The sequence below is a fragment of the Neoroseomonas soli genome, assembly GCF_018129065.1.
Classification (GTDB): Bacteria; Pseudomonadota; Alphaproteobacteria; order Acetobacterales; family Acetobacteraceae; genus Neoroseomonas; species Neoroseomonas soli.
This window is the reverse complement of sequence record NZ_JAAEDM010000003.1, coordinates 41,128-58,042: the sequence shown is the minus strand read 5'-3', so window position 1 is coordinate 58,042 and position 16,915 is coordinate 41,128. Positions and strand designations below refer to the sequence as shown.

At 71.9% G+C, this 16,915-nt stretch carries 16 protein-coding genes; 5 read left to right on the top strand and 11 right to left on the bottom strand.

Annotation, left to right across the window (positions count from 1 at the left end; genetic code table 11):
- The first annotated feature begins 13 nt into the window (after positions 1-13).
- Positions 14-439: a DUF1489 family protein gene (locus tag GXW76_RS01815; protein WP_211860275.1), complete on the top strand. Its 426-nt coding sequence runs from the start codon at positions 14-16 to the stop codon at positions 437-439.
- Between the two features lie 353 nt (positions 440-792).
- On the opposite strand, the gene GXW76_RS01810 is transcribed toward GXW76_RS01815, so the two are convergent.
- From GXW76_RS01810 to GXW76_RS01785, 6 genes are all read right to left on the bottom strand, one after another.
- On the bottom strand, positions 793-1,326 hold the full coding sequence (locus GXW76_RS01810; protein ID WP_211860274.1) for an NADH-quinone oxidoreductase subunit B family protein: 534 nt from the start codon (positions 1,324-1,326) through the stop codon (positions 793-795).
- Positions 1,326-2,837, bottom strand: coding sequence for a hydrogenase large subunit (locus GXW76_RS01805; protein ID WP_211860273.1), 1,512 nt, complete (start codon positions 2,835-2,837; stop codon positions 1,326-1,328). The genes GXW76_RS01810 and GXW76_RS01805 overlap by 1 nt, the downstream gene beginning before the upstream one ends.
- Positions 2,838-2,994: 157 nt before the next feature.
- Positions 2,995-4,431, bottom strand: a complete 1,437-nt coding sequence (locus GXW76_RS01800; protein WP_211860272.1) for a hydrogenase 4 subunit F — start codon at positions 4,429-4,431, stop codon at positions 2,995-2,997.
- The gene (locus GXW76_RS01795) at positions 4,431-5,099 is read right to left on the bottom strand and encodes a hydrogenase-4 component E (RefSeq protein ID WP_211860271.1); all 669 of its coding nucleotides are present in this window, start codon (positions 5,097-5,099) and stop codon (positions 4,431-4,433) included. Before GXW76_RS01795 ends, GXW76_RS01800 begins: the two co-directional genes overlap by 1 nt.
- Positions 5,096-6,055 carry a respiratory chain complex I subunit 1 family protein gene (locus tag GXW76_RS01790; RefSeq protein WP_211860270.1) on the bottom strand — a complete coding sequence of 320 codons (960 nt, stop codon included), beginning with the start codon at positions 6,053-6,055 and terminating at the stop codon, positions 5,096-5,098. Before GXW76_RS01790 ends, GXW76_RS01795 begins: the two co-directional genes overlap by 4 nt.
- A 1-nt stretch (position 6,056) precedes the next feature.
- Positions 6,057-8,072: a proton-conducting transporter transmembrane domain-containing protein gene (locus GXW76_RS01785; RefSeq protein WP_211860269.1), complete on the bottom strand. Its 2,016-nt coding sequence runs from the start codon at positions 8,070-8,072 to the stop codon at positions 6,057-6,059.
- A 196-nt stretch (positions 8,073-8,268) separates the two neighbouring features.
- Here GXW76_RS01785 and GXW76_RS01780 point away from each other — a divergent pair, with 196 nt between their 5' ends.
- Positions 8,269-8,817 (top strand): TRAP transporter small permease subunit, encoded by a 549-nt coding sequence (locus GXW76_RS01780; RefSeq protein WP_211860268.1) that lies wholly within the window; start codon positions 8,269-8,271, stop codon positions 8,815-8,817.
- A gap of 4 nt (positions 8,818-8,821) precedes the next feature.
- The gene (locus tag GXW76_RS01775; RefSeq protein ID WP_211860267.1) at positions 8,822-10,234 is read left to right on the top strand and encodes a TRAP transporter large permease; all 1,413 of its coding nucleotides are present in this window, start codon (positions 8,822-8,824) and stop codon (positions 10,232-10,234) included.
- A 42-nt stretch (positions 10,235-10,276) separates the two neighbouring features.
- Here GXW76_RS01775 and GXW76_RS01770 read toward each other — a convergent pair whose 3' ends face one another.
- Positions 10,277-11,101 carry an aldo/keto reductase gene (locus tag GXW76_RS01770; RefSeq protein ID WP_211860266.1) on the bottom strand — a complete coding sequence of 275 codons (825 nt, stop codon included), beginning with the start codon at positions 11,099-11,101 and terminating at the stop codon, positions 10,277-10,279.
- Between the two features lie 187 nt (positions 11,102-11,288).
- Between GXW76_RS01770 and GXW76_RS01765 the strand changes: the two genes are divergently transcribed.
- Positions 11,289-11,777 (top strand): hypothetical protein, encoded by a 489-nt coding sequence (locus GXW76_RS01765; RefSeq protein ID WP_211860265.1) that lies wholly within the window; start codon positions 11,289-11,291, stop codon positions 11,775-11,777.
- 132 nt (positions 11,778-11,909) lie between these two features.
- Here GXW76_RS01765 and GXW76_RS01760 read toward each other — a convergent pair whose 3' ends face one another.
- The 4 genes from GXW76_RS01760 to pdxH all read right to left on the bottom strand — a co-directional run bounded on the left by GXW76_RS01760 (position 11,910) and on the right by pdxH (position 15,886).
- A complete protein-coding gene (locus tag GXW76_RS01760) occupies positions 11,910-12,620 on the bottom strand; it encodes a pirin family protein (protein ID WP_211860264.1) in 711 nt (236 codons plus the stop codon).
- 126 nt (positions 12,621-12,746) lie between these two features.
- Complete coding sequence (locus GXW76_RS01755) at positions 12,747-13,625, bottom strand: universal stress protein (RefSeq protein WP_211860263.1); 879 nt, start codon at positions 13,623-13,625, stop codon at positions 12,747-12,749.
- Between the two features lie 67 nt (positions 13,626-13,692).
- Positions 13,693-15,147, bottom strand: coding sequence for a bifunctional aminoglycoside phosphotransferase/ATP-binding protein (locus GXW76_RS01750; RefSeq protein ID WP_211860262.1), 1,455 nt, complete (start codon positions 15,145-15,147; stop codon positions 13,693-13,695).
- 154 nt (positions 15,148-15,301) lie between these two features.
- Entirely contained in the window at positions 15,302-15,886 is a 585-nt protein-coding gene (gene pdxH / locus GXW76_RS01745) for a pyridoxamine 5'-phosphate oxidase (protein ID WP_211860261.1), read from the bottom strand.
- 168 nt (positions 15,887-16,054) lie between these two features.
- Between pdxH and fabI the strand changes: the two genes are divergently transcribed.
- Entirely contained in the window at positions 16,055-16,897 is an 843-nt protein-coding gene (gene fabI / locus GXW76_RS01740) for an enoyl-ACP reductase FabI (RefSeq protein WP_211860361.1), read from the top strand.
- The last annotated feature ends 18 nt before the right edge of the window (positions 16,898-16,915 follow it).

Genomic DNA, 16,915 nt, shown 5'->3' with positions numbered 1-16,915 from the left:
ACATGCAGGGGCCGTGCTGCACCTCATCAAGCTCTCCGTCGGGCCCAAGGACGTCGCCGCGCTGGCTGCGATCCAGAAGGAGCGCCTGCGCACCGACCCGCCGCTGCGCGCCTGGACGCGCATGTTCCCCAAGCGGATCGGGGAGATCACCGACGGCGGCTCCATCTACTGGGTGGTGGCCGGCTTCGTGCGCGTGCGCCAGCGCATCCTGGAGATCCGCGAGGAGGACTGGGACGACGGCACGCGCTGCGCCGCCCTGGTGCTCGACCCCACCCTGGTCCTGGTGGAGGCGCGCCCGACCAAGCCCTTCCAGGGCTGGCGCTACCTGAAGCCCGAAGAAGCCCCGCCCGACGTGTCCCAGGAACGCCCCGCCGCGCGCGGGCTGGACCTGCTGCCGCCGAAGCTGCGGCGGGATCTCGCGGAACTCTGCCTGATCTGAGGTGCCCGGCATCGTTGCCCGGCGTATCCGCCCGCGGGCCGGTGGGGCCGCCGCGTGCAGGAAGATGGGGTTACGAACGGCAGCGACCCTCGGCCACGAGGCCGCGATCGTTGACGCCCGCATGAACCGCGGCCCGGCGGGCGGCGTGCCCCGCCGTGGCCGCCCCCCCCCGGCGGCGACCGGGCCCCTACAGCCATTAGTTGCGGGAGTTTAAGGACCTTGCCACGACCCCGAGAGGCGACGGCTGCCAAGTTGCCCTCGTCACGGTGGCTTATTCCCGGCAGGCCACCGCTTGGCTGGTCTCTCCTCGGAGGGGCTTTCGGGCCGGTCGGAGCAATCCGGCCGGCCCAATTTTATTTGGGGGCCGGCGCCGCCTCGGCCTCCAGCAGCGCCAGCAGCCCTTCCAGCAACTGTTCGGGGGAGGGGGGGCAGCCCGGGATCAGCAGATCGACCGGCAGAACCGCGCCGACGCCGCCTTCCACGGCGTAGGACCCCTTGAAGACGCCGCCATCCACCGCGCAGTCGCCCACCGCCACCACCCATTTCGGGTCGGGCGTGCAGTCGAGCGCGCGCTGCATCGCCTCGGTCATGTTGCGGCAGGCGGGGCCGGTCACCAGCAGCACGTCGGCGTGCTTCGGCGAGGCCACGAAACGCAGGCCGAAGCGTTCGAGGTCATAGGCGACGTTCTGCAGCGCGGTCACCTCCAGTTCGCAGCCGTTGCAGGAACCGGAATCCACCTCGCGGATCGACAGGCTCCGGCCGAGCCGCGTGCGCGCGGCCGCCGCCAGGCGCTCGCCCAGGGCGGCCACCGTCTCCTGCGGCACCGGCGGCGCCGGGTCCGTCAGCGGCTTGCCGAGCAGCGCGCGGGCGAGGCGGGGCCACAGCATCAGAGGTCCACCCCCGAATAGGAGCAGTTGAAGGATTTGTTGCAGATCGGGAAGTCGGCGACGATGTTGCCCTCGATCGCGGCTTCGAGCAGCGGCCATTGCAGCCAGGACGGGTCGCGCAGGAAGACGGCGCGGATCAGCCCGCCCTCGTCGAGCCGCAGCCAGGCCAGGCACTCCCCGCGGAAGCCTTCGATCAGCGCGCTGCCTTCGCCGGCCTGCGCGGGCAGCGGCACCAGCGTCTCGCCCTCCGGCAGCGTCATCAGCAGGCGCCGCACCAGGGAGATGGAAGTGCCGAGCTCGGCCACCCGCACCCGCACCCGTGCGTCGACGTCGCCACCCGCTTCGACCGCGAGCGCCGGCACCATGGCGTCATAGGGCGCGTAGCCGGGCGTGCGCCGCGCATCGAAGCGGCGGGCGGAACCGCGCCCGACGAAGCCGCCGGCGGCGAAGCGCGCCGCCAGCACGGGGTCGAGGAAGCCCGTGCCCACCACGCGGTCCTGCAGGCTGGCATGGCTCTCGTAGATGCGCATCAGCGCGGGGGTTTCACGCTCCACCGCTTCCAGCGCGGCGAGGATCGCCTCAGCCCCGCCCGGCGCGATGTCGGGCGCGATCCCACCGGGCAGCACGCGGTCCATCATCAGCCGGTGGCCGAAGGCGGCCGCGCAGGCGCGCAGCACGCCTTCCCGCAGCCAGCCGCAGCGCGCGTGCGGATAGGCGAAGGCGGCGTCGTTGCAGACGAAGCCCCAGTCGTTGAGGTGGTTGTGGATGCGCTCCAGCTCGCCCATCACCGCGCGCAGGGCCACCGCGCGCGGCGGCACCGCCACGCCGAGCGCCGCTTCCGCCGCCGCGGCGAAGGCCCAGCCATGCGCCACCGTCGAATCGCCGGACAGCCGCGCCGCGAAGGCCGCCGCCGCGCGCGCCGGCTTGCCGAGCATCAGCGACAGCGTGCCCTTGTGCGTGTAGCCGAACCTTTGCTCCAGCCGGACCACCAACTCGCCCTGGACGTGGAAGCGGAAATGGCCTGGCTCGATGACTCCGGCATGGATCGGGCCGACCGGGATCTGGTGGATGCCCTCGCCCTCGGCGGGGAGGAATTCGGGCTGCGGCGGCTCCCCGCCCAGGATGGCAGCCGGGCGGCCGGACAGCGGGCCTTCCAGGCCCCAGCGGCCATGATCGAGCCAGGGGCGTAGGTCCACCGCGCCCTCGGCGGTCAGCGCCCAGAGATCGCGGATCATGCGCTCGAAGCGGATGGCGCCGGGGCGGGCGGGGGAGAGCGCGGCGTAGCGGCCGGACTCCGCGGGGGCGGAGGCGAGCAGCACGGCGTTCGCGCCTTCCTCGAGGAAGGCGGCATGGACCATGCCAGGTTCGGCCCACATGCCGAGGAACGCGAGGGAAGGATCGGCGGTCAGCGCCGCCGGCAGGCCGGCCCAGGTTCCGGCGGCCAGCAGGAAGCGCTCGAAGGGGTGCGCGCCCTGGGGGGCGCCGGTGCGGATGAGGGCGGCGGCGGTCATGGCGGTGAAAAGGTCGGGGGGAAGGGAACTCCCCCCCGAACCCCCCAACCTTCCTTGTCATTTGGAGACTGACTGCCGAGGCCAGCGCCAAGAATCCAAAGAAGGGAGGGGGCTCGGGGGAGGTTCTCCTCCCCCGACCTTCCTTTCGCATCCCGCCTCATCCGATCACCCTCGCCGCTTCCGCGAGCATCGCCGCCAAGACGCCCGGCATGGCGAGCCCCAGCCCCATGGCCACCGCCAGGTGCAGCCAGAGCGGCGCTGCCGCCGCGTTTTCCCGCCAGCCGTTCGGCGCCGTCGCCGCATCCGGTGTCGGCACCCCGAAGCAGAGCGCCTGCAGCACCGTGATGAGAGCCGCGAGCGCCGTGACCATCCCGAGCGCCAATGCCAGGGCGAGCCAGGGTGCCTCTCCCGCCGCCGTGGCCAAGAGCCGGAACTCGGAGGCGAAGAGCAGGAAGGGCGGCATCCCCGCGATCGCCGCGATGGACAGCGCCAGCCCCCAGCCGAGCGCCGGGTGCGTCGCCACCAGCCCGCCGATATCGGCGATCTTCTGGCTGCCCTTGGCCTGCGCCGCGCGGCCGACGCCGAAGAACACGGCGCTCTTCACCAGCGAATGCCCGAGCAGGTGCAGCAGCCCCGCGAGGTTCGCCGCCGCGCCGCCGAGCCCGAAGGCGAAGGCCGCGATCCCCATGTGCTCGATGCTCGACCACCCGAAGAAGCGCCGCGCGTCCCGCCGCCGCCAGAGCGACACCGACGCCAGCAGCACGGACGCAAGGCCGAGCGCGAGCAGGAACGGCCCCGGCGCGATCGCCTCCGGATGCGCGCCGACGATGGACTTCGCCCGCAGCACCGCGAGCATCGCCGCATTCAGCAGCAGCCCCGAGAGCACGGCCGAGATCGGCACCGGCCCTTCCGCATGGGCATCCGGCAGCCAGGAATGCAGCGGCACGAGTCCTGCCTTGGTGCCGTAGCCCAGCAGCAGGAAGGCGAAGGCGAGGTTCAGCGTGCCCGGATCGCATTGCGCCGCCACGCCCATCAGCGCGGCCCAGGACAGGCCCGTCTCCTCGTTCAGCAGCGGCTGCGCCGCGAGGTAGAGGACGACGGTGCCGAAGAAGGCCAGCGCGATGCCGACGCCGCAGAGGATGAAGAACTTCCACGCCGCCTCGAAGGCCGCCGGCGTGCGGTGGACCGCGACCATGGAGACGGTGGCGAGCGTCGCGATCTCCACCGCCACCCACATCACGCCGAGATTGTCCGCGAGCAGCGCCAGCGTCTGCGCCCCCATGAACACCTGGTAGGCGGCGTGGTAGGCGCGGATGCGCCAGTGGTCGAAGCCTTCCTGGTCGAGCGTCGCCGCCGAGAAGACCGAGGTGGTCAGCCCGACGAAGGCGGACAGCAGGATGAAGGGCAGGTTCAGCGCGTCGGTGCGCGTCCAGCCATGTTCCGCGAAAGGCTGCGCGGCGAGCATCAGCGCCAGCAGGAAGGACCCCGCACTGACCGCGATGTTCGCCAGCGTCGCCTGCCGCAAGTTGGGGATCGCCGCCAGCACCACGGCGCCGCCCCAGGCGAAGAAGACGATGACCCATTGCAGGGGCATCAGCGCCGCTCCCCGCGATGTTCTTCGAGGTGATGCGTGTCGAGCGTGTCGAACCGCTCGCGGATCTGGAAGGCGAAGACGGCGGCGACCACCGCGACCATCAGCACCAGCGCGGCGGTCGAGAGTTCCACCACCAGCGGCATCCCCGCCACGCCGATGGCGGCGAGGATCAGCCCGTTCTCCAGGCTCAGCAGCCCGATCACCTGGCTGATCGCGTTGCGCCGCGAGATCATCATCAGCATGCCCAGCAGCACGACGGAAAGCGCCAGCGCCAGGTCCTCGCGCGCCAGCGCCCGCGCGCCCTCGGTCGCCGGCAGCACCACCAGGATCGCCAGCCCCACCAGCCCGACGCCGGCCACCAGCGACGGCCCGATGCCGAGCGCCGTTTCCACCGTGCGATGCAGGTCGAGCCGCCGGACGATCGCATGCAGCGCGAGCGGTATGAGCACCCCCTTGGCCGCGAGCGCCAGCACCGCGGTCAGGTAGAGCCCCGGCGCCCCCTGCACATACCCTTGCCACGCCGCGGCCAGCGCCAGCAGCGTGCCCTGCATCGCGAAGGCGTTGATCACCGCCCCGATGCGCCGCTGGTAGAGCAGCACGAAGGACAGCAGCAGCACCCCGCCGCCGAGCAGATGCGCCACGTCGTAGGGAAGATGCCCGAAACTCACGACAGCCCCGTCGAGACGAACAGATAGACCGCGCCAAGCAACCCCAGCAGCAGCGCCGCGCCGAGGAATTCCGGCACGCGGAAGACGCGCATCTTGGCGATGGCGCTCTCGAAACCGGCCAGCGCCAGCGCCAGCCCGCCCATCTTCACCACCCAGGCGAGCAGCCCCACCACCCAGACATGCGGCGCCGAGCCGGACGGCGCCTGGCCGAACGGCAGGAAGACCGCCGCCAGCAGCGCGAGCCACAGGGTCAGCCGCAGCATCGCCGCATAATCCCACAGCGCGAGGTGGCGGCCCGAGGCTTCCAGGATCATCGCCTCATGCACCATGGTCAGTTCCAGGTGCGTCGCCGGATTGTCCACCGGGATGCGGGCATTCTCCGCGACCGCCACCGCCAGCAGCGCCACCAGCGCGAGGCCGAGCGAGACCCGCAGCCCCAGCCCGCCCTCCCGGAACGCCCCCGCAATCGCATCGAGGTTCGTCGTCCCCGCCAGGATCGCGAGCGTCAGCGCCGCGATCACCAGCGCCGGTTCGGCGATTGCGGCGAAGGACATCTCCCGCGCCGCGCCGAGCCCGCCGAATTGCGTGCCCACATCCATCCCCGCCAGCGCCATCGCCACCCGCCCGACGGCGAGCAGCCCCGCGACCAGGATCAGATCCGCCAGCGGCGCGAAAACCATGCCCCGCGCGAAGGATGGCACCAGCGCCGCCGCCGCCATCGCCGCGCCCACCGCGACATACGGCGCGGCGCGCGAGATTGCGGAGGCGTTCTCCGCCAGCACCGGCCGCTTGCGCAGCAGCTTCGTCAGGTCGCGCACCGGCTGCAACGGATGCGGCCCGCGCCGTCCCATCATCCGCGCCTTCAGCCAGCGCACCACGCCGGTCAGCAGCGGCGCCGCGGCAAGGATCAGCGCGATGTGCAGCAGTTGCGCGAGCACGGACCAGATGGCGGCCATCTCAGCGCCCCTCCAGCCAGGCGAGCAGCGCCAGCATCAGCACCACCGCCCCGAAGGTCAGCCCGAGGCATTGCCGGATCGACAGGTCGCGCAGCTTCTCCGCCTGCGTCGCCAAGGCCTCCCGCCAGCGGGGCAGGGGTCCTTCCAGCGCGGCGAGCGCCGGGTCGTGGAAGCCCGATTCCAGCACTGCCGGCCGGGTGTCGCCCGGCGGGGGCATCGCCACTCCCTCCCGCGCCGCGAGCAGGCTCTCGCCCAGCATCCGCCGCAGCGGCTGGCCGAAGCCCGCGGCGCTGGGTTGGGTCGCCGGGTCGCCGAAGGGCAGGTGGTGCGGCGGGGCCATGAAGCCGCAATCCCAGGCCGGGCCGCGCGCCACGCCCGCCGGCGCCCGGCGCCGGACCAGCCAGACCACGAGCCCGATCGCCGCCGCGACCAGCGCGGCGACCAGGATCGGCCAGTAGCGCGCCCCGCCCTCGGCCGCGCCGACGGCCAGCAGGTCCGCTCGCGGCGCGGCGGCCCCCGCCATCAGCCGCAGCGCGGGCTCCGCGAGGTCCAGCATCAGCCCCGGCACCAGCCCCAGCAGCACGGTCAGCACGGCCGGGACCACCAGCGCGATCCGCACCGCGCCGCCCGATTCCTCCGCCCCCGCCGCGCGCGGCGTGCGCGGACGGCCGAGGAACACCAGCCCCCAGAACCGCACCATCGCCGCCGCCGCCAGGGCCGTCGCGAGCGCCGCAAGCGCCGTCGCCGCCGCGGCCCCCATCTGGAAGGCGAGGTCCCCCACCCTCCAGGCCGAGAGCAGCGCCTGCAGCAGCAGCCATTCCGAGGCGAACCCCGAAAGCGGCGGCAGCGCGGCCGCCGCCGCCACCCCCGCCAGCGCCGCCCAGGCGGTCCAGGGCATGCGATGGATCAGCCCGCCCAGCCGGTCGATCCGGCGGGAGAGCGCGCCGTGCAGCACCTCGCCCGCCGCCAGGAACAGCAGCGTCTTGAACACCGCATGGTTCAGCACGTGCAGCAGCGCCGCCCCGGCGGCGAGCGCGGCCAGCGCCGGCAGGTCCGCCCCGCGGAAGGCCAGCGCCAGCCCCAGCCCGATGGCGATCAGCCCGACATTCTCGATGGTCGAGCAGGCCAGCAGGGTCTTGGTGTCTTCCTCCAGATTCGCCCGCAGCGCCCCGATCACGGCGGAGGCGGCCCCCAGCGCGATCAGCGGCGCCCCCAGCCAGAAGGGCTGCGCCGGCCCCATCAGGTCGAAGACGAAGCGCGCCAGGACATAGAGCGCCACCTTGGTCATCGCCCCCGACATCACCGCCGAGACATGGCTCGGCGCGGCCGGATGCGCGAGCGGCAGCCACACATGCAGCGGCGCCAGCCCCGCCTTGGACCCAGCCCCCGCCAGCACCAGCGCCAGCACCGCCGCCGCGCGCCAGCCTTCCGGCGGCGCGTCGCGGAAGGCCGCGAAGGCGACATCCCCCGCCCCGCCCGCCATGAGCCCACAGGCCAGGATCAGCGCCAGCCCACCGAAGCCCGCGAAGACCAGGTAGATCCGCGCCGCCCGCCGGTTCTCCGCCTGCGCGTGGTCATGCGCGACCAACACCCAGGAGGCGAGGGACATCGCCTCGAACCCCAGCAGCAGGGTGAAGCCGTCGGCGGCGAGCAGCGTCAGCGCCATGCCCGCGACGAAGAGCGGCCAGGGCACGAGTTCCCGCGCCGGCACCGCCCCATGCACGCCCCCCAGCGCGAAGAGAGAGGCGCAGGCGACCGCGATCCCGAGCGGCAGCAGGAACCACGACGACAGCGCATCGAGCGCGAGCCGCGCCGGCCCCCAGGGCGGGCCGAAGGGCAGTTCGAGCGCCGCCGGCCCGCCGAGCAGCCCCGCCAGCCCGCCCGCCGCCAGCACCACCCCCGCCGCGACGCAGCCGGCATGGACGAGCCTTGCCCCCGCCGCACTCCGCGCGAGCGGCATCGCGGCGCCGCCGAGCGCAGCCAGGGCTCCCACCAGCAGGACGAGGACCGTCAGCATGGACGGCGGAAGGGCCGAGTCACCCGGGCAGGATAGGCGCCCGCCCGCCGCAACGACAAACATATGCCGCCGTTTGCATTGGTTCGCTGCCGGGTCTAGGAGAATCGACCGCCAGTCGGGGGGCACGGACACGTACGGGGGACCGCGCGGAATGCGCCGGAATCGGGGGCCGCTGCGCGGCCGGGTCAGGGGATAGATGCGCGCGCTGCTCGCCTTCAGCCGCGCCGTGGACTGGGTGACTGGCGGCTTCGGCCGGATCGCCGACTGGATGGTGCTTGCCGCCTGCGCGATCAGCGCCGGCAACGCCGTCGTCCGCTACGGCTTCTCGATGTCCTCCAACGCCTGGCTCGAGGTGCAGTGGTACCTCTTCGCCGGCACGGTGATGCTCGGCGCGGCCTATACGCTGAACCGCAACGAGCATGTGCGGGTGGACCTGGTCTATGGCAGCGTCTCCGCGCGGGCGCGGCTCTGGATCGACGTCTTCGGCATCATCTTCTTCCTGTTGCCGGCCATGATGCTGCTGGCCTGGATGACGCTGCCCTTCTTCTGGGATTCCCTCGTCCGGGGCGAAGGCTCGCCCAATGCCGGCGGGCTGATCCGCTGGCCGGTCAAGATCATGATGCCGCTCGGCTTCGCGCTGGTCTCCCTGCAGGGGCTGTCGGAACTCGTGAAGCGGATCGCGGCGCTGCGCGGCATCGATCCCGCGACGGCCCACCTCGCCGAATACCAGCGGCCGGAGCAGTGAGCGGATGCTGAGCCTCGAGATCATGCCGCCGCTGATGTTCGGCGGCCTGGTGGTGTTCCTGCTGATGGGCTTCCCGGTGGCGTTCTCGCTGTCGGCGGTCGGGCTGTTCTTCGGCTTCCTGTCGATCGAGATGGGCTTCTTCACCACCGCCTACCTCGGCAACCTGCCGCTGCGCGTCTTCGGCATCCTGTCGAACGACCTGCTGCTCGCGATCCCGTTCTTCACGCTGATGGGCGCGATCCTGGAACGATGCGGGCTGGCGGAAGACCTGCTCGAAGGCACCGGCCAGTTGTTCGGCAAGGTGCCCGGCGGCCTCGCCTACGCCGTCATCCTGGTGGGCGCGGTGCTGGGGGCCATCACCGGCACGGTCGCGGCCTCGGTCATCGCCATGGGCATGATCTCCCTGCCGATCATGATGCGCTACGGCTACGACATGCGGATCGCGACGGGCGTGATCGCGGCCTCGGGCACCATCACGCAGGTCATCCCGCCGTCGCTGGTGCTGATCGTGCTGGGCGACCAGCTCGGCAAGTCGGTCGGCGACATGTACGCGGGCGCGATCGGACCGTCCTTCCTGCAGGTCTTCCTGTTCATCGCCTTCATCGCCGGCGTGTCGATCTTCGCCCCGCACAAGGTGCCCCCCCTGCCGCCCGAGGCGCTGGTGCCGCGCGGCTGGTCGCTGTGGTGGCGCGTGCTCAAGGGCATGGTGCCTTCGGTCGTGCTGATCTTCCTCGTGCTCGGCACGATCTTCCTCGGGCTCGCCACGCCGACGGAAGCCGGTGCGATGGGCGCGGTCGGGGCCGTCGCGCTGGCCGTGATGAATGGCCGCTTCTCCTGGAAGCTGCTGCGCGAGGCGATGTCGAACACCATGCGCATCACCGCCATGGTGATCTTCATCCTGATCGGCGCGACGGTCTTCAGCCTGGTGTTCCAGGGCGTGGACGGGTCGCACTGGATCGAATACCTGCTGTCCCACCTGCCGGGCGGCCAGACGGGCTTCCTGGTCTTCGTCAATGTCTTCATCTTCTTCCTGGCGTTCTTCCTCGACTTCTTCGAGATCGCCTTCATCGTCATCCCGCTGCTGGCGCCCGTCGCGGCCAAGCTCGACATCGACCTGGTGTGGTTCGGGGTGCTGCTGTGCATCAACATGCAGACGTCGTTCATGCACCCGCCCTTCGGCTTCGCGCTGTTCTACCTGCGCGGCATCGCGCCCAAGGAAGTGCTGAGCCGCGACATCTACTGGGGCGCCGTGCCGTGGCTGTGCCTGCAATTGCTGTTGGTGGCGATCGTCATCGTCTGGCCGGAGAGCGTGACCTACTGGCTCGACAAGGGCACGGGCGTAGACCCGTCCACCGTGCGGATCGAAGTGCCGCTGCCGGACCAGTCGGACGACAACGCGGTGCCGGTGTTCCGGTAGGGGCGCGCGGTGCGGCGGGAGGGCAGGGCCCTCCCCGCCGCGCTACAGCATCGCGAGCCCGCGCTTGCGCGCCGGCGGCGCGAAGGCGGCATCGAGCGTCGCCAGGTCTTCCGCCGTCAGCCTGATCTCCCTTGCCGCGGCGTTCTGCCGCACATGCGCAGGGTCGGCCGACTTCGGGATGCTGATCACGTTCGGGTCGCGCAGCGTCCAGGCGAGCGCCGCCTGCGCCGGCGTGACGGAGTGTCGCGCCGCGACCTCGCCCAGCGCGCGCGTCCGCAGCAGCCGCCCGCCCTGGCCGATCGGCGAATAGGCCATCACCGGCATGCGGTGCCGCGCGCAGAAGGGCAGCAGGTCGAATTCCACCCCGCGATGCTCCAGGCTGTAGAGCACCTGGTCCGTCGCGCAGTCCGCCAGCGCGGGGCCGAGTTCCTCCAGGTCGTCCACGTCGCAGTTGGACACGCCCCAGTGGCGGATCTTGCCGGCGCGCCGCAGCGCCTCGAAGCCCTCCACGGTTTCCGCCAGCGGCACCGATCCCCGCCAATGGAGCAGATAGAGGTCGATGGTCTCGACGCGCATCCGCTTCAGGCTGCGCTCGCAGGCGGCGACGGCGCCGCGGCGGGACGCATTGTGCGGATAGACCTTGGAGACGAGGAACACGCCGTCCCGCCGCCCGGCGATGGCGTCGCCGACCACGTCCTCCGCGCCGCCCTCGCCATACATCTCGGCGGTGTCGATCAGCGTCAGCCCGAGGTCGAGCCCGAGGCGCAGCGCATCGGCCTCCGCCTTTCGCGCCCGCGCATCCTCCCCCATGTGCCAGGTTCCCTGGCCGAGGGCAGGCACCCTGGTGCCATCGGGCAGCGTGGGCATGAAGGCGTCTCCTGAACCTTGCCGCGCAAGCCTACTCCCGCACCAGGAAGGCGACGAAGCGCCGAGCCGGCCGGCCGTGGAGCGGGCCGCCGATCACCACCTCGTGACATATGCGGGAGCATGCAATACTTCGCGCGAATCGCGCGTCGCGTCCAAGCGTGCCGGCGCATCGGGGGCCAGACTGCGCATGGGCGATGTCGTGCATTTCCGCCGCTCCGCCATGCCATGGCCGGATCGGGCGAAGGAGCTTGATCGGACGGCGGAGTTCGTCCTCAGGCGCGGCCTGCGGCCATGGGTCAACGCGATGCGTTGCGGGGTGGATCCCCTGCCGGAGGTGCGTGCCACCATCGCCGAGGCCGGCGGGCCGGCTGATGTGGCGCTTTCCGTCAATGCCCTGATGTACGGCGTTGCGATGCAGTCCCTGCGCGAGGTCGTCATCGGCTGCCCGCATTGCGAGCGGCTCTCGCCGGACGAGGCGCTGCTGCTCTACGCCATTGCCGAGGCCGCCGCCGGCGCCGATCGGCCCGCCGAGGCGCTCGCGCCCTTCATGCGCGCCGTGGCGCTGACCTGGCTCGATTTTCCGCTCATCGACCTGAGCCGCGGGCTCGGCGCCGCGGGCTGGCGCTTCCGCCGCCGCGCATTGCCTGGGCCCGCCGAGCCGCCGCGCGACGCATGACGCGCGGGGCCGTCGGGGCGAAGGCGCGCAGGACCAGGCTGCGGATACCAGGCGGGCAAGGGTTCATCCCTTGCGCGTCCGGCAGGACGCGGCGCAGGGGATGCCTCCCGCTGCGCGGCGCCCTGCCTGCCATCAGGCGTCGGCGACTTCCACCATCACCAGTTCCGCATCCTCGGTCGCGGTGATGGAGATGTCCTTCTCCTCCCGCACCGCGATGCCGTCGCGCGCGGCGGCGGCCACGCCGTTCACCGTGACGGTGCCCTTCGCCGACACGATGTAGGCGGCGCGCCCCTCTGCGAGCGGCTGCACCAGCGTCTGGCCCTTCTTCAGCGTCGCGGCCATCACCGCGCCATCGACGTTGATCGGCAGCGCGCCGTTGCCGGCATCCTGCGCCCGGCCGGAGGCCAGCACCTCGAAGGACGCGTCCCGCTTCTCCTTGGGGAACTGCTTCGCGCCCCAGGCGGGCTTCACGCCGCGGCGGTCGGGCATGATCCAGATCTGGAAGATGCGCGTCGTCGTGGGCTCGAGGTTGTATTCCGCATGCACCACCCCGGTGCCGGCCGACATGATCTGCACGTCGCCGGCCTCGGTGCGGCCCTCGTTGCCCATGTTGTCCTTGTGGGTGATGGCACCCTCGCGGACGTAGGTGATGATCTCCATGTCGCGGTGCGGGTGCGGGTCGAAGCCCGTGCCGGCGGCGATCTCGTCGTCGTTCCACACGCGCAGCCGGCCCCAGTTCATCCGGGACTGGTCCATGTAGTTGCCGAAGGAGAAGTGGTGGTTGGCATTGAGCCAGCCGAAATTCGCCTTGCCCAGGCTCGCGAAGGGGCGGATCTCGATCATCGTGGCGCTCCGTCTGCTGTGCCCGCGGTGCGGGCTTCCGTTCGCAAGCGGAGATAGGCGCCCTGCCGGGGGCCCGCCACGCGCGGGCCCTGATCGCGGCCATTCAGTATGGTGATGATGCCGCGGTCAGCGGCACATCAGCACGGGGATCTCGGCATTCTCCAGCACATGGCGCGTCACGCCGCCCAGGATCAGCTGGCGCAGGCGGGAATGGGAATAGGCGCCCATGGTCAGCAGGTCGGCGCCGAAATCCCGCGCCGCGCCGAGCAGCCCGGCGCCGACTTCGCGCGTCTGCGGCTTGAAGGGGATGATCTCGGCATCGATGGAATGCCAGCGCAGATAGGCCTGGATGCCCTCGGCCTTCGGGCCGCGCCGCTGGTATTCGTCGGAGCAGAGGATGCGCACCGCGCTCGCCTTGTGCAGCCAGGGCAGCGCGGCGGCGACGGCGGCCGCGCTCTCGGCGGTGCCGTTCCAGGCGACGCAGACGCGCGTGCCGATATCCGGTGGCGCGACGCGCGGGGCGATCAGCACCGGGCGGCCGGAATCGAACAGGATGGCGTGCAGCGCGTCGGAGGAGGACACGTCCTCGCCCGCCTCCGGATGCGGCACCACCGCCATGTCGTACAGGCGCGACTGCTGGGCGACGATGTCCTCCTCCCGCCCCGCGATGGATTCGAAGGACAGGGTCGGGCCGCCGCTCTTGGCCGCGGTGTCGGGGTTGTCCGCCAGGGTCACGCCGCCGAGGCCGGAGGTGAACTTGTCGAACAGCGTGCGCACGCGCTCGGCGCGCTCGCCGCTCTCGCGCTCGGTCGCGGCCATCATCTCCTCGATCATGGCGCCCGAGAGCCCTTCGCCGGCGAGCGGCGCAACGTCGCGCGCGTCGACCCGGACATGCAGGCAATGGACATGCGCGCCCCAGACGCGCGCGGCGATCAGGGCGGTGGCGAGCGCTGCCTCACCGGCGGTGGTTCCGGTCAGCGGCAGCAGCAGGCGGCGATAGGCCATGTGGAGAAGCTCCCTTCCTCGCCCTTCTAGTTACCAGGAGCGAAAGCCTAGCACATGGAATGCGTATTCATGCCAATGCGCTCAGCGAGGCGATGACGGCACCCTCGTCGGCCGCCACGCGGTGCCATGCCATCGGGCCGGGATCGACGGCGGCGGCGCGCAGCAGCACCGCCTCCGTCGCGTCCGAGGCATCCCCGGTCCGGGCGGCGAGGCGCGCGCGCAGCACCTCGAGCGGCGCCTCCAGCCAGATGCCGTCGAATCGAAGCCCCGCCGCACGCGCCACCGCCTCGGCCTGCCCGCGATGGGCGGGGTCGAGGAAGACGGCATCCAGCGCCACGGCCTGGCCGGCGGCGAGCGCGCTTGCCGCCATGGCGAACATCTCCCCATGGACCGCGGCGCTGACGCCTTCCGCATAGGCTTCGGGCGGCAGCCGTTCCTCCGGCGCGACACCGAAGCGGCGCTTGCGGATCTCATCCGTGCGCAGCACCAGCGCGCCGGGGGCGCGGCCGAGGTGCGGGGCGATCGCCCGCGCAAGCGTGGACTTCCCCGTGCCCTGCAAGCCACCCACCGCGACCAGGCGCGCGGGGGCCGGAACGAGGTGCGCCTCGGCCGCCGCGAACAGTGCCTGCCAGTCCCGCCCGCGCGTCGCCTCCACATGGGTGCGGATCATGGCGCGCAGGGACAGCCACAGCGGCAGCCCGGCGAGCAGCCCCGTGTCGCCCGTCCGCGCGACGTAGCGATTGAGCACTCGGTTCGCCGCCCCGCGGCCCAGCCGCAGGTCGAGGTCCATCAGCAGGAACGCCAGGTCGTAGCCGACGTCGATGCGCGCCAGCGCCTCGTCGAATTCCAGCGCGTCGAAGGGCGTCGGGCGGCCTTCGAGGAGGCAGAGGTTCCCGAGGTGCAGGTCGCCATGGCAGCGGCGGACGAAGCCCGCGGCCCCGCGGGCGGCGAGCACGGGCGCGACGCGCGCGAGTTCCACCCGCGCCGCGGCCGCCCAGGCCTCCACCCGCGCGGAATCGAGGCCCGCCTGCCGGGCGGAGGGAATGTTCCCCTCCAGGATCGATGACGTCACCGCGGGCGGATCGGTCTCCGCGCGCGGCGCGCATGCGTGCATCGCGGCAACGGCATCGGCCATGGCGTCGAGCAGCGGCGGCGCGAGGCCTTCGCGCGCCGCGACGGCGTCCAGGAAATCCCCCGCGGGCACGGGCGCCATGCGCAAGGCCCATTCCACCGCCGGACCGTCGCCGCCCTCGCGCAAGGCCCCGTCCGGCCCGCGGGTGAGGGGCACCACGTCGCGGTAGAGTTCCGGCGCATGCGGCCTGTTGAGTTCCAGTTCCCGCCGGCAGAAATGCTCCCGCGCCGCGAGTGTCGTGAAGTCGAGGAAGTCGAGCGCGACCGCCTTCTTCATCTTCCAGGCGGTGTCGCGGCCGACGAAAACGGCGGAGACGTGCGTCTCGACCGGCTCGGCCCCGGAGAGGCGGGCAAGCAGTGCCGCCGCCTCGCGCTGGTCCGGGGGGATCATGGCGGCGACAAGGCCGGGGGAGGGGAACCTCCCCCGAACCCCCTCCCTTCCTTGGTCACTTGGCACCGGCGGCCGCGGTCAGTGCCAGGTATCCAGAGAAGGAGGGGGGATCGGGGGGAGTTCCCTCCCCCCGACCGTCCTGCATGCGCGGCCATCAGGGATACAGCGTTTCCATCCGCCAACCTTTCCCCTCGCGGTGGAAGACGCGGCGCTCGTGCAGGCGGAAGGGCATGTCCCGCCACAGCTCGACCCGCTTCGGCAGCACGCGGAAGCCGGACCAGTGCGCCGGGCGCGGGATCTCGCCGATCGCGTATCGCAGCCCGTATTCCGCCACCGCCTTCTCCAGCGCGAAGCGCGATTCGAGGGGCCGGGACTGCTTCGACGCCCAGGCGCCGAGGCGCGAGGTCCGTGCCCGGCTGGCATAGTAGGAGTCGGCCTCCTCCTCGCTCACGAGCTCGACCGGCCCTTCGACGCGCACGCTGCGGGCCAGCGTCTTCCAGTGGAAGCAGAGCGCCGCATGGGGGTTGCGGGCCAGTTCCCCGCCCTTGCGGCTCTCGAGGTTGGTGTAGAAGACGAAGCCCCGCTCATCGACGCCCTTGAGCAGCACCATGCGGGCCGATGGCAGGCCCTCGGGCGTCGCGGTGGCCAGGCAGACGGCGTTGGGGTCGCTCGGCTCGCTCGTCGCGGCCTCCGCCAACCAGGCCTCGAAGGTAGCGATGGGGTCGTCGGTGGTGGGCATGGGGTGCTCCTCGTGCCCGCCTGTATCGGTGCGCCGGCCGTGGCGGCAAGGGGCGGCGGGGGATGCGGCCCTGCGCGGGCGGCGGCGGGGACCGGAACCTCTTGCCCGGCGCCCCCCGCCATGGCACCACCCCCGCATGACTGCAACCTCTCGGGTCTCCTGAACGTGATGAATGACGCCGCGCCGGAGCCCAGCATCGCCACGGGCAGCCTCATGAAAGGCAAGCGCGGGTTGATCATGGGCGTGGCGAACGACCGCTCCATTGCCTGGGGCATCGCCCGCGCCGTCGCCGCCCAGGGCGGCGAGGTCGCCTTCACCTACCAGGGGGAGGCGCTGGAAAAGCGCGTCCGCCCGCTGGCCGAGAGCGTCGGCTCCTCCATCATGCTGCCCTGCGACGTCGCCGACGACGCCAGCATGGACGCGGCCTTCGACGCGGTGGGCAAGGCGTGGGGGAAGCTCGACTTCCTCGTCCATGCCATCGGCTATGCCGACAAGCAGTTCCTGCGCGGCCGCTACCTGGATACGCCGCGGGAGGCCTTCCTGCAGGCGATGGACATCTCCTGCTTCTCCTTCGTCGCCGCCGGGCAGCGGGCGGCGGCGCTGATGTCCGAGGGCGGGTCGCTGCTGACGCTGACCTACCTGGGCGCCGAGCGCGTGCAGCCGCACTACAACGTCATGGGCGTGGCCAAGGCGGCGCTGGAAGCCAGCGTGCGCTACATGGCGGCCGACCTCGGCGACCGCGGCATCCGCGTGAACGCGATCTCCGCCGGGCCGATCAAGACGCTGGCGGCGAGCGGCATCGGCGACTTCCGCTACATCCTGAAGTGGAACCAGTACAATTCGCCGCTGCGCCGGAACGTGACGATCGAGGAAGTGGGCGGCTCGGGCCTCTACCTGCTTTCGGACCTGGCGCAGGGCGTGACGGGCGAGGTCCACCACGTCGATTCCGGCTACCACATCGTGGGGATGAAGAACCCGGACGCGCCGGACCTAACGATCGAGAAGAGCTGATCGCCCGGGACAAGGGGC

Excerpts from the sequence above, each read along its gene's own strand:
- GXW76_RS01810 (WP_211860274.1), bottom strand. The coding sequence starts at position 1,326 with ATGCTGTGGCCCCGCCTCGCCCGCGCGCTGCTCGGCAAGCCGCTGACG.
- GXW76_RS01805 (WP_211860273.1), bottom strand. The coding sequence starts at position 2,837 with ATGACCGCCGCCGCCCTCATCCGCACCGGCGCCCCCCAGGGCGCGCAC.
- GXW76_RS01800 (WP_211860272.1), bottom strand. The coding sequence starts at position 4,431 with ATGCCCCTGCAATGGGTCATCGTCTTCTTCGCCTGGGGCGGCGCCGTG.
- GXW76_RS01790 (WP_211860270.1), bottom strand. The coding sequence starts at position 6,055 with ATGGCCGCCATCTGGTCCGTGCTCGCGCAACTGCTGCACATCGCGCTG.
- GXW76_RS01785 (WP_211860269.1), bottom strand. The coding sequence starts at position 8,072 with ATGCTGACGGTCCTCGTCCTGCTGGTGGGAGCCCTGGCTGCGCTCGGC.
- GXW76_RS01780 (WP_211860268.1), top strand. The coding sequence starts at position 8,269 with ATGCGCGCGCTGCTCGCCTTCAGCCGCGCCGTGGACTGGGTGACTGGC.
- GXW76_RS01775 (WP_211860267.1), top strand. The coding sequence starts at position 8,822 with ATGCTGAGCCTCGAGATCATGCCGCCGCTGATGTTCGGCGGCCTGGTG.
- GXW76_RS01770 (WP_211860266.1), bottom strand. The coding sequence starts at position 11,101 with ATGCCCACGCTGCCCGATGGCACCAGGGTGCCTGCCCTCGGCCAGGGA.
- GXW76_RS01765 (WP_211860265.1), top strand. The coding sequence starts at position 11,289 with ATGGGCGATGTCGTGCATTTCCGCCGCTCCGCCATGCCATGGCCGGAT.
- GXW76_RS01760 (WP_211860264.1), bottom strand. The coding sequence starts at position 12,620 with ATGATCGAGATCCGCCCCTTCGCGAGCCTGGGCAAGGCGAATTTCGGC.
- GXW76_RS01755 (WP_211860263.1), bottom strand. The coding sequence starts at position 13,625 with ATGGCCTATCGCCGCCTGCTGCTGCCGCTGACCGGAACCACCGCCGGT.
- GXW76_RS01750 (WP_211860262.1), bottom strand. The coding sequence starts at position 15,147 with ATGATCCCCCCGGACCAGCGCGAGGCGGCGGCACTGCTTGCCCGCCTC.
- pdxH (WP_211860261.1), bottom strand. The coding sequence starts at position 15,886 with ATGCCCACCACCGACGACCCCATCGCTACCTTCGAGGCCTGGTTGGCG.
- fabI (WP_211860361.1), top strand. The coding sequence starts at position 16,055 with ATGAATGACGCCGCGCCGGAGCCCAGCATCGCCACGGGCAGCCTCATG.